9 protein-coding genes are annotated in these 11,979 nt (G+C 35.7%); 5 read left to right on the forward strand and 4 right to left on the reverse strand.

Features of this window, described 5'->3' with window-relative positions; all coding sequences use genetic code 11:
- Positions 1 to 3: 3 nt before the first annotated feature.
- From prfH to HAV12_RS06180, 3 genes are all read left to right on the forward strand, one after another.
- Positions 4 to 693, forward strand: coding sequence for a peptide chain release factor H (prfH, locus tag HAV12_RS06170; protein ID WP_171568882.1), 690 nt, complete (start codon positions 4 to 6; stop codon positions 691 to 693).
- 37 nt (positions 694 to 730) lie between these two features.
- Positions 731 to 1,261 carry a hypothetical protein gene (locus HAV12_RS06175; RefSeq protein ID WP_171568883.1) on the forward strand — a complete coding sequence of 177 codons (531 nt, stop codon included), beginning with the start codon at positions 731 to 733 and terminating at the stop codon, positions 1,259 to 1,261.
- Between the two features lie 183 nt (positions 1,262 to 1,444).
- Complete coding sequence (locus tag HAV12_RS06180; RefSeq protein WP_171568884.1) at positions 1,445 to 2,722, forward strand: MFS transporter; 1,278 nt, start codon at positions 1,445 to 1,447, stop codon at positions 2,720 to 2,722.
- A 63-nt stretch (positions 2,723 to 2,785) separates the two neighbouring features.
- On the opposite strand, the gene HAV12_RS06185 is transcribed toward HAV12_RS06180, so the two are convergent.
- Positions 2,786 to 6,160 carry a T9SS type B sorting domain-containing protein gene (locus HAV12_RS06185; RefSeq protein WP_171568885.1) on the reverse strand — a complete coding sequence of 1,125 codons (3,375 nt, stop codon included), beginning with the start codon at positions 6,158 to 6,160 and terminating at the stop codon, positions 2,786 to 2,788.
- A 146-nt stretch (positions 6,161 to 6,306) separates the two neighbouring features.
- Here HAV12_RS06185 and HAV12_RS06190 point away from each other — a divergent pair, with 146 nt between their 5' ends.
- On the forward strand, positions 6,307 to 8,532 hold the full coding sequence (locus HAV12_RS06190) for a radical SAM protein (RefSeq protein WP_171568886.1): 2,226 nt from the start codon (positions 6,307 to 6,309) through the stop codon (positions 8,530 to 8,532).
- Here the strand turns inward: HAV12_RS06190 and HAV12_RS06195 are convergent, their stop codons facing one another.
- Genes HAV12_RS06195 through HAV12_RS06205 form a run of 3 tightly spaced genes read right to left on the reverse strand, consistent with a single transcriptional unit; the run spans position 8,533 to position 11,297 of the window.
- Positions 8,533 to 9,297 (reverse strand): MBL fold metallo-hydrolase, encoded by a 765-nt coding sequence (locus tag HAV12_RS06195; RefSeq protein WP_171568887.1) that lies wholly within the window; start codon positions 9,295 to 9,297, stop codon positions 8,533 to 8,535.
- Positions 9,298 to 9,354: 57 nt separating this feature from the next.
- Positions 9,355 to 10,038 carry a response regulator transcription factor gene (locus HAV12_RS06200; protein WP_171568888.1) on the reverse strand — a complete coding sequence of 228 codons (684 nt, stop codon included), beginning with the start codon at positions 10,036 to 10,038 and terminating at the stop codon, positions 9,355 to 9,357.
- Positions 10,035 to 11,297, reverse strand: a complete 1,263-nt coding sequence (locus HAV12_RS06205; protein WP_171568889.1) for a sensor histidine kinase KdpD — start codon at positions 11,295 to 11,297, stop codon at positions 10,035 to 10,037. Before HAV12_RS06205 ends, HAV12_RS06200 begins: the two co-directional genes overlap by 4 nt.
- Before the next feature lie 162 nt (positions 11,298 to 11,459).
- Here HAV12_RS06205 and HAV12_RS06210 point away from each other — a divergent pair, with 162 nt between their 5' ends.
- On the forward strand, positions 11,460 to 11,882 hold the full coding sequence (locus HAV12_RS06210; protein WP_171568890.1) for a DUF1573 domain-containing protein: 423 nt from the start codon (positions 11,460 to 11,462) through the stop codon (positions 11,880 to 11,882).
- The last annotated feature ends 97 nt before the right edge of the window (positions 11,883 to 11,979 follow it).

Consider the following 11,979-nt stretch of genomic DNA (forward strand, 5'->3'; position numbering starts at 1 on the left):
GAAATGGAAAAAATAATTCAAATAACATCAGGTCGCGGCCCGGCGGAATGCAGCTGGGTTGTGGCTCAGGTTTTAAAAACCTTTATAGAAGAAGCCAAGGAAAATAATATCAAAACCACCATGCTTCACAGGGAAACCGGAATTGAAAACGGAACAGTAGAAACCGCAACGATTTTACTCGAAAGCGATACGCTGGATACGTTTATCAATTCATGGATTGGTACGATTCAGTGGATTGGGCAAAGTCAGTTCAGGAAATTTCATAAAAGGAAAAATTGGTTTATCGGCATTTTCGAAATAGAAACCTCGACAGCAACTGAAATTTCTGAAAAGGATATTCACTATCAGGCCATGCGAAGTTCCGGAGCCGGAGGGCAGCATGTCAATAAGGTCAGCTCGGCGGTTCGGGCGACACATATTCCAACCGGAATTAGTGTTGTTGCAATGGATTCGCGATCACAGCATCAGAACAAAAAATTGGCAACCGAAAGATTATTGCAGAAATTTAAAGAAGAAGCCGTAAAACAGTTTAAAGCCGAATTTCAGGCACAATGGATGAATCAGCTGCAAATTCAGAGAGGTAATCCTGTAAGGATCTTTCAGGGTTCTGATTTTAAAAAACAGAAACAGGAAAAAACAAACAAACAGGAAAGACAAAAATTAAAAAGAGAAGATTATTTCGACAGGGAATAATCCCTTTGATTTTTGAATTTCCAAATCAAAACGATTTATGAAAACAGTAGACAAATACATTTTTGAAGCCTTAGACAATTATCCGTATTCATTGGTTGAAACCATAGAATCACTGGATTATGCTTTGTCTTATGACGATAAAAATACAATGGCATTATGCCTTTATGGCCGCGTTCAGGCCGATCAGTTATTGAAATATGAAGAAGCCAAGGAATATTTTCAGCAGGCCATTTCGATTAATATTAATGCTATAGAAGTTTATTCGTATTACATCAATACTTTAATATTGAATGAAGATTATGCGGAAGCGACAAGGCTTATCGATTTTGCCTTGACGATTAAAGGGATTAACAAAGTAGAGATTCTTCTTAAAAAAGTAATGCTTTTAGAAAGCCGAAAAGATTTTAAAAAGGCATTGAAAGCGCTAAAAGAAGCAAGACTCGAAACATTAAGCAATGAATATGATTATCTTATCGAAGAAACCGAAAAACGATTGCATAAAAAAGTAAATAAAAAATCGAAGAAGGAATCTAAAAAAGAAAAATCAGACGGTAAAAAGAATAAGTAATACCAGAAAGGATGTCATTGCGGCATCCTTTTTTATTTTATAAATGAATTGGAATGCGTAGTGTTTTGGTTTTGAATTTTTCACAACGATTTTTTATTTTAACAGATAAATGTTTGTTACTTTCGAAAAATAGATTCATTTTTATACTCTATTTTCTTAAAAAAAAATCTATATCAAAACCGAATGAAAAATAACCCTAATCAGAAGAACTCGCTGCGACATGTTCTTTTTGGCAGCTTGATTGGTACCACCATCGAATTTTTTGACTTTTATATTTATGCTAATGCCGCGGTGTTGGTTTTTCCGCAATTGTTTTTCCCGGGTTCTGATAAAACTATGGCCACTTTAGAATCACTGGCTACTTTTTCGATAGCCTTTTTATCGCGCCCTTTAGGTTCCGCATTTTTCGGTCATTATGGCGATAAAATCGGACGTAAGTTTACCTTAGTTGCAGCTTTGTTAACGATGGGTATCTCAACCGTAACTATTGGATTTTTACCAAGCTATGCCAGTATTGGTGTCCTGGCTCCTTTATTATTAATGTTGTGCCGATTCGGACAGGGTGTTGGTTTAGGAGGTGAATGGGGAGGAGCTGTTCTGCTCGCGATCGAAAATGCACCGCCACATAAACGGGCCTGGTATGGTATGTTTCCGCAATTAGGTGCGCCAATCGGATTGTTGCTTTCGGGAGGAACTTTCCTGCTGTTAACGGATTCTATGAGTAATGAAGATTTCATGAATTATGGATGGAGAATTCCTTTTATTGCCAGTTCACTTTTGGTGGTAGTCGGGTTTTACATCCGGACTAAAATTACGGAAACACCGTCTTTTGAAAGTTCAAAAAAAGAACATGAAGAAGTGAAAGTTCCCTTCTTTACTTTGGTCAAATCGTATAAAAACCAATTGATTTTTGGAACATTTGCTGCTATTACTACCTTTCTGGTATTTTACCTGATGACGGTATTTACCCTGAGCTGGGCGACTTCTGATCTGGGTTATGCCAAAAGGGATTTCCTATTGATTCAGATGTTTTCAGTGTTGTTTTTTGCTGCTTTTATTCCTGTTTCAGCAGTCGTTGCAGATAAAATTGGACGTCGCAAAATATTGATTATAACTACAATTGCTATTGCTGTTTTTGGTTTTTTCTTCTCTCATTTTTTAAATTCAGGAAGTATATTTATGGTAACTTTCTTTGTATGTTTAGGAATGTCATTGATGGGATTCACTTACGGACCTTTAGGAACTTTCTTATCCGAATTATTCCCTACAAATGTTCGGTATTCCGGAGCTTCGTTAACGTTTAATCTGGCAGGAATACTTGGCGCAGCCTTTGCTCCGATGATTGCGATTTGGCTCGCCAGTACTTATAGTTTGACCTATGTTGGTTTCTATCTGACTATAGCGGCCTGTATTTCCTTGTTTTCTTTACTGGTAATCAGTAAAAAGGAACATAAGTTTTAAATAAATCTGAAATAAATAATTAAAAAGGTTGTCCGAATTTGATTTGGACAACCTTTTCTGTTTTTAACGTTTCAGGCTAAAATGCCCTCTAAATTCAGTGCCATTTAAACGGGTTACTACAAACCAATAATCGGAGGCAGGTTCGTTCTGGCCTGTGTAAGTTCCGTCCCATGAGCTGTTGGTGGTTAGCTCTTTGATGAATTTACCGTAACGATCAAATATCCTGATTCCTGTACGCGGAGCCAAATAGGCAAAATCAATCGTCCAGGTGTCATTGTGACCATCATTATTCGGCGTAAAGAATTTAGGAAAGGGAAGTTCATCGACATAATTGATACACTCGGCAGTTGTGGCGGCAAAGATTTTTATCGTTACCGGAGTTCTTTCGCTTTCGCATTCATTAACTGTTTGAGAAGCAAAATAGGTAATTCCATTTTCGAGCGGTGTTGATTCAGCTAAAATTATTCCCGCTGTAGCCTGATCGTACCATTTTATATTTTCGCCCGTAATCTTAATTTTTTCTATGGAGCTGTTTTGCTGGATGCAGAATACTTGTGGGGAGTCACTCATCGGACTTTGAGTGTCTTGTATTTTAACGGAAACGGCAAACCTTTCACTTTCGCAATTGTTCAGTGTTTGTGTTACATAATAGATACCGTCTTGTAACAGGGTTGTTTCAGGCAAAATATTTCCATTTGTTGCGGCATCGTACCATTTATTAGCTGTTCCTGTAAAGTTCAGATTAGCGATAGTTGCTTTTTCATCAATACAAAATTGCTGATCCTTATTTCCGGTTGGGAATGGTGTGTCATAGATTTTTACCAATACCGGGACTCTTTCACTTTCACATCCAATAGTTTGCGAAGCATAATAGGTTTTATTGTTTTCCAGTAAAGTTGTGTTTGGTAAGGTACCTGCTGCAATAGTAGAATCGTACCATTTTATATTTTGCCCGTTAAGACCAATATTGTTTAAAGTAGCATTTTCGCTTTTACAAAACTTCGGATTTAAATCTCCTGAAGGTATAGAAGGTGTGTTTTGCAGGGAAATCGTAACGGCTAATCTTTTGCTTTCGCATAAATTTAGCGTTTGGGAAACATAATAGGTTCTTCCGTTTTGCAGACTGGTATTATCCGGCAAGCTGTTTCCATTGGTAAGCGTATCATACCATCTTTTGTCTTCTCCGTTAACAGTAATACTATTTAAAGTCGGATCCTGACCGGTACAAAAAGGCTGATTTGTATCTCCAGTGGGTACGGGAGTGTCCTGAATTTTTATGGTTACAGCTATTCTTTCGCTTTCACATCCGTTTATAGTTTGAGAGGCATAATACGTTTTATCATCTTGAAGTGCTGTTGTAATAGGCAAAAGTGCTCCGGCGGTTGCTGCATCGTACCATTTGATGTTTTGGTCGTTTGTAATACTGATATTGTTTATAGTTGCATTTTCCTGAATGCAGAAGGTTTGTGGGGAATCAATTTGGAGATTTTCGGGTTTAGTAACGGTGAAAAGTTTTAAATCCCCTTCAATAAAGCAAGACGGGTTGTTCTTAAAATAACTTTTAACTTTTATAGTTTCTTCATTTTTATAGGTGTTAGTATAAGGATTTGGGAGTGGACTGGGTAATAAAATTCCGTTCTGGTCACGATATTCAACAATCAGATTTGTTTGATTTCCTACAACAGCAGCGTTCACCTCTGATGTATCAAACAAATTAGAATAACCGGTTCCTGATTTTTTTTCACAAGAATAAATAGCATTTAAAGTGTAATTGTTTGGAATTTTTGTAATTGTTATATCCTTTTTTATTGTTTGTGTTTCTGTTCCACATTGTATTGTTGCAGAAACATTATATGTCCCTATTGTTATAAATTGATGTTGCGGATTATTTATTGTTGAAGTATTATTTGTTGAATTTGGATCATCAAAATTCCATAATATAGAATCAAACGATCCTTTTACTTCGAAATTAACGGGTGTATTAATACAGGTATTTTCGGCTATTATTTCACCAGAAATTACAGATGAATCAAACCTAAGTTTATAAAGCAATCCATTAGTTGCATTGTTTCCACTACTACTTTGTATCACAGAGTTATTAATCTTTAAAGGATAACTTTGAAAATTTGAAGTAAGAAAGAGGTCATTTCCATCAAATAGGATTGGTCCTGCAGCATCAACCGAAAGACCATTTGTATAATAATTTGAACCGGATGATTTTAAAATAAATTTGGGTTCAAAAGTATTTAAATCCATTTTAAACAGGACTAATTCTTCATTGTAATAAAATGTGTTTCCGCCTCCATTAAAAATTCTGGATTCAATAATTGTTTCGGGAAATTTCATTACGCCTGAAAAACTGGACAGAATAAATAATTCATTATTTTTTTCTGTCATAAATGATTTATTTAAGCTGCTTGGACGATTATTTCCTTCCCCAGGATATTCTAATAAGGAATTATTATTAATTTGTTTGAAATTTTCCAGATTTCCATTAGAAGTATTGAATTCAGTCAATATAGACTGAAGGAATCCATTATTTGGGGAGTTAGTTGTAAATTCATTTCCTAAAATGTTTACTGTTCTGTCAAAACAACCCCATAAATATAATTTGTCATTGATAGGATTATAATGAAGTAGTGTAGGTCTGTAAGAGGCTGTATTAGTTATATTACCATTGTTAGAAATTTCTTTTTTCCATACCATTTCTAAGTTTGAATTTATTTTATCAATACAGGAATAGGTTAGATTTGGATCTGTTCGTGCAAAATAAATATTTCCATTTTTATCAATTTCAGACGTCATAAAAATATCGCTTCCTGAACCATATTTTTTAGCATCAATTAAATTTCCCGAAGTATCAAATTTTGCAATGAATGCACGCCCATAATAAGCGGAATCATTTAATGAAATCTGATTATTGATATTAATATACTCATTAAATGCACCAGTAACAAAAATATAACCTTGATTGAAAAATATTCTCTTAGATAAGTTTCTAGTAGTGCCAATTTTTCGATTCCATATAATATCACCATTTGGAGAGAGTTTGTAAAGATTTAATCCAAAATAAAATGCTAAACCATCAGTATAATAAGGCTCAATCCCACTATTGTAATTTTGACCAAGAAGTTCGTTAACTAAAATATACAAATTTCCCTGATCGTCTATAGTGAAATAATCAGCAAATGCGGAGTCAGTAAAATCTTTTTTCCAAATTAAATTACAATTTAAATCATATTTATAAATACCTGATTTATCTGTTGTATTGGCTCCAGATATATGTGAGTTAATTGTTACATATACAGCATCGTTTGTTTTTTTTAAATCAAAAACACTTCCACCAATCCATCCGCCATAAATTTTAGCACAATCAAAACATTGACTTTGCATTGTAAAAGAAAAAAATAATAAGACAAAGAGTAATTTGTGTTTCATATGTGATTTTTAGAGCCGTCGCAAATGTAATTAAATATCTACTAAATAAGTCTAAAAGTTCCGGTTTCAAAAGACAAACAAATCCTGCATAATCTTTTCCTGAAAAGATTATAAATATCCCGTATTTTTGCAGAAAATAATTCCTTTTGAAAACCAAGCTTTTTGTAATCACGCCTCCATTTACCCAACTGAATACTCCGTATCCGGCAACCGCTTATATCAAAGGGTTTCTGAATACCAAAAATGTAGCAGCGGTCCAGGCTGATTTGGGTATTGATGTGATTTTGGAATTGTTTTCGAAGAAAGGACTAATAGATTTGTTTCAGGTTTCATGTTCCAAGTTTGAAGTTGTCGGAAATGAAATCTCGGATAATTCGAAGCGTATTTTTGCTTTACAGGACGAATACATCAAAACAATCGATGCCGTTATTCCCTTTTTGCAGGGGAAAAATCCAACTTTGGCATTGCAGATTTGTCAGGAAGATTTTCTGCCGGAAGCTTCGCGGTTTGCACAATTGGAAGAACTCGACTGGGCATTCGGAACCATGGGAACTCAAGACAAAGCGAAACATTTAGCGACTTTGTATCTCGAAGATATTTCGGATTTTATTGTGGAATGTGTCGATGAAAATTTTGGTTTCAGCCGCTACGCCGAACGTTTAGGCCGAAGTGCCAATTCGTTTGATGAATTGTACGAAGCCCTGCAGCAAAAACCGACGTATATTGATGCCATTTTAATTTCCTTATTGAAAGCTAAAATCGAAGCAGTTCAGCCTACTTTATTTTTGATCTCCGTTCCCTTTCCAGGGAATTTATACAGTGCTTTTCGATGTGCGCAATGGGTAAAACAAAACCATCCCGAAATTAAAATTTCGATGGGTGGAGGTTTTCCGAATACCGAATTACGATCTCTTTCGGATGCCCGTGTTTTTGAGTTTTTCGATTTTATTACGCTGGATGATGGTGAAGTACCTATTGAAGAATTAATATTCAATTTAGAAAACCCAAATGCTGACACTTCGGGCGAAGTCGGGAAGCGCTACAAAAGAACTTTTTTGCTGGAAAACGGAAAAGTCGTTTACAAAAACAATTCCTTAAAACACGATTACAAACAAGCCTACGTTGGAACGCCCGATTATTCTGATTTGCCTTTGGATAGATACATTTCGGTAATCGAAATCGTAAATCCGATGCACCGAATGTGGAGTGACGGACGCTGGAATAAACTCACCATGGCCCACGGCTGTTATTGGGGAAAATGTACTTTTTGTGATATTTCTTTAGATTATATAAAAGTATACGAACCTGTTGCGGCCAATTTATTGTGTGACCGAATGGAAGACCTGATGCAGCAAACGGGTCAGAATGGTTTTCATTTTGTAGATGAAGCGGCCCCGCCGGCGCTAATGCGTGCTTTGGCGCTCGAAATTTTACGCCGGAAATTAGCCGTTACCTGGTGGACGAACATCCGTTTCGAAAAAAGCTTTTCTGCAGATTTATGTTTGTTGTTGAAAGCTTCAGGCTGTATCGCGGTTTCCGGTGGTCTGGAAGTGGCTTCCGACCGACTGTTGAAATTAATCGACAAAGGCGTAACCGTAGAACAAGTCGCAAAAGTAACCCGTAATTTTACCGAAGCCGGAATTATGGTACACGCCTACCTAATGTACGGATATCCGACACAAACAATTCAGGAAACGATTGACAGCCTGGAAATGGTACGTCAGTTGTTTGAAGCGGGAATTTTACAATCCGGATTCTGGCATCAGTTTGCCATGACGGCTCATAGTCCGGTTGGATTGTATCCGGAAAAATTTGGTGTAACAAAAGCAACGGAAACGATTGGAACTTTTGCGAATAACGATATTGACTATACCGATGCTACCGGTATCAATCACGATAAATTCAGTTTCGGATTAAAGAAATCACTCTTTAATTTCATGCACGGAATCTGCTTTGACTACGAATTGCAGGATTGGTTCGATTTTAAAATTCCGAAAACCAAAATAGATCCCGATTTTATTTTTAATGCGCTTCAGGAAGGAAATGATTTCACTACAAAACCCAATGCAAAAGTGGTTTGGTTAGGAGGGAAGCCCTCTTTGGAACATTTTACCAAATCTAAAAAAGGACAAACCTGGGAAATGATGATGTTGACTTTTCACGATAAAAAAGAAAGTTTTACAATTCAGACCAATAAAAATGAAGGCGACTGGCTGGTAGAAATCCTGAAAAAAATCACAGTTTCCAATAGTAAAAACTACACTTTTCAGGAAGTAAAAACAGATTTTGAAACCCAATTTGAAGATTTTGAATTGTTCTGGTATTCCAAACCTGTAAACACTTTACGCGAATTTGGATTATTGGTTTTGTAATCAATACTCCACGCATTCCCCATCATTCGGAACCACAGTTTTTGACATAAGATTATTTTGTATCAAAGCCTGTTTTAGCTCTTCTCGGGTAGTCGGACAATGGTTTAAGGCTTCTAAATGATTGGCGAAAACTTTCCCCGGCGCAAGAACGGCAAATTTCAAAATGTCATCCATTCGCATCAATAACGGCTGACCCAAATCTAATCTTGCCGTACCGCAGGCAACTGTTGCAATATCAGGTTTAAGCTCGGTTAGCACTCTTTGTACATGCTCTGTGAAAATCGTATCGGAACTTATGTAAACCGACTTTTCATTTTGAAGCTCGATATGAAAACCCATTACATTTCCCATCAGTTTGGCAATAAACCCATAACCGTGAACGGCCGGTATACCGGTGATTTTACCATCCAGAAAATACTGGGGCTGCCAGTAATCCAAAGTCTGAATAACGGTTAAGCCTCTTTGTGTCAGTGCTTTTTCATCTTTGATACTGCAGATTACCGGAATCGAATTTCTTTTCAGGAAAACTTCGCCGGCCTTATCAATATGATCCGGATGCAAATGTGTTATAAGGCAATGTGTTACCTTGCTTAGTATGTCCCTGCTGTTTTTTGGCAGTGCGGTAAGCGGGTTTCTTTTAGGCTTATAACGAAATAGCGTAAATGGCGCAATAGTTTTTCTTTTCCCCAGCATAGGATCAATTAAAATCACATGCTTTTCTGTTTCAATAACTAAAGTAGCGTTACGCAAATGATGCAGTCTCATATTCTGTAAGTTTGTCTATGTTAAAAATACAAAATTTTATACTTTTAAGTGTATAAATTACATTGTAAATCGAAAACCGATTCCATGAAGATTTTCAATTGAAATTCCTTTTTCGTTAACCAGAATCTTGCGAAGGCGGGAAATAAAGACATCCAGGCTTCTTCCCATAAAGTAATCATCGTCACCCCATAGTGAAGTTAGGATTTGCTGTCTTTTTAAAACCAGGTTTTTATTGTCGACAAAGAGCTTCAAAAGTTCGGACTCCCGTTGTGTCAGGCTAATTTTTTCTGTTTCATTAAAAAGGATAAAATTTTCGGTATCAAACTGATATTTGCCAATTTCGTAAACCGATTTTTTGATTGCGTTATTTTTTTGTGAACGCTTCAGGAAGATTTCTATTTTCAGCAGCAATTCCTCAATGCTGAACGGCTTAACGAGATAATCATCGGCACCTAAACGCAATCCTTTTATGCGGTCTTCTTTTAAAGTTTTGGCAGATAGGAAAATAATAGGAACATCAACATCAATTTTCCTGATCTCAGTTGCCAGTTCAAAACCATCCATTTTTGGCATCATGATATCCAGAATACAAATATCAAAAACTTCCTCTTTGAAAGCTTCTAAACTTAATTTTCCATTAGAACAATGTGTGACATCATAGTTGTTTTGTTCTAAATTATCTTTCGTCAGAAACGCTAATGTTTCATCGTCTTCGGCGTATAAAATTTTAAAATGTTTCATTTTCTATATGGAATTGTCAGCGTTATGGTAATGCCTTTTTCTAAATTATTCACGGCATTTATTTTCCAATATTGTAAGTTACAAATTTCTTTTACATAATACAAACCAAGACCAAATCCATTTACTTCGTTACTCTTCTCATTTTGAATGCGATAGAATTTGTCAAAAATAGAAGCTATATTTTTAGGCGAGATTCCAATTCCGTTATCGATGAATTCTAATTTTAAAAATTGATTTTCTTTTGAAATGCGAATCAGGATTTCCGGTTTTTCATTGCAATATTTTACCGCATTGTCCAGTAAATTATAGACTAAATTGGTAAAATGAAAAACATCTGTTTCTATGCTGTAATCAGGAGCATTTGTTTCTGTTTTTATAACGGCTTCCGGATATTTTAACTGAATGTTTGTAATCGTTTCTTCGATAACCGGAACAATTAAAACCGATTCTGTTTTTAATTCCAGAGACGTATGATCCGATTTGGCCACATTCAGGATTTTTTCAATGTGGTTGTTCAGTTTATGACTCTGATTGATAATGATATCGGTATAAGTGTGGAGTTTTTTATCTGCTTTTATGGCATTCTGTTCAATTAGATATTGGGAAGCAATTAAAATAGAAGATAAAGGTGTTTTGAATTCATGCGTCATATTATTGATGAAATCACGCTGCAGTTCGGAGTATTTTTTTTGTTGCAAAAGCGTAAAAATCGAATACACGTAAATCAGTAAAATAAGAATCAGCACGGTGGAAAGTACAAACCAAAAACGCATCGAACTGAATAAATAAGTCGTTTCATTGGGAAAACGAACGGCAAAATAATACACCAGGTTTTTATGCTTTGGAAAGTAAACCGTTTGTTTTGATTTTCCTTTCTGGGACAGCGAAATATAATTACCATACACCATTTCATCGCTCTGGCAGTTGTACATCGCATATTCAAAATCAGTCGTGATATTCATTTTTTTGAATTCTGATTTTAAATAAAATTCTAAAATATCAGGTTCAAAATCATTTTCGACATTTACGATATAATAATCATTGGCAATTTTCTGAACCGGATTTACAGCCGGCAATTCGTGATTAGTGCCTTCATATAATTTTCTGGCCACTTCCAGTAAAGCAATGTGCGCTTTCTGGCTCAGTTTTTTTTGTTCCAGATTAAAGGCCTCTTTGGTCCAAAGTAATTGTGCGACCAATATGCTGATAATGGCAACAAGTCCAAGAAGGATAATGCTATTGAGTTTGTTTATTTTCAAAAGAAATAGGTTTTACAAGTGTAATATTAGTCAAAATTTAAATGAAAAACACCCATTAACAAGTCGTTAACAAAGATTTGAAACCGCTTAACATGCCATTGGATTCTTACAAACTACCTTTGAAATATAAAATGTAACCATTAACCATTTAAATAAAATACTATGAAAATTATTAAAATTTCAATGTTGGCTTTAGCATTAGGATTAATGTCCTTTTCGGCTATTGCTCCGGTAAAAACATTAGTTTCTAATGTGAAAACAGAAACTACAAAAACTACAGCAACTACAATTGTATGGAAAGCAGAAACAATTGATGTTGGTGAAATTCCACAGGGAACTCCAAAAGCAATTGTTTATGAATTTAAAAATACCGGAAAAACAGCAGTTGTCATTACTAGTGTTCAGGGATCTTGTGGCTGCACAGCAACAGATTATACCAAAGAACCAATTTTACCGGGTAAATCGGCTAAGGTGACTGCAACTTACAATGCGGCTAATAAAGGCGGATTTACTAAAACCGTTACGGTAACAACAAGCGCGGAGACAACACCAAAAGTCCTTACATTAAAAGGAACGGTGATCTAAAATAAAAGGTTGAGATTATAAAGGGGGAAACTCCGGATATGTAATGTATCCGGAGTTTTTTTGTTCATAATGCTGTTGTTAAGTCCGGATTATTTTT

The sequence above is a fragment of the Flavobacterium sp. CLA17 genome (assembly GCF_013112255.2).
GTDB classification, from domain to species: Bacteria; Bacteroidota; Bacteroidia; order Flavobacteriales; family Flavobacteriaceae; genus Flavobacterium; species Flavobacterium circumlabens.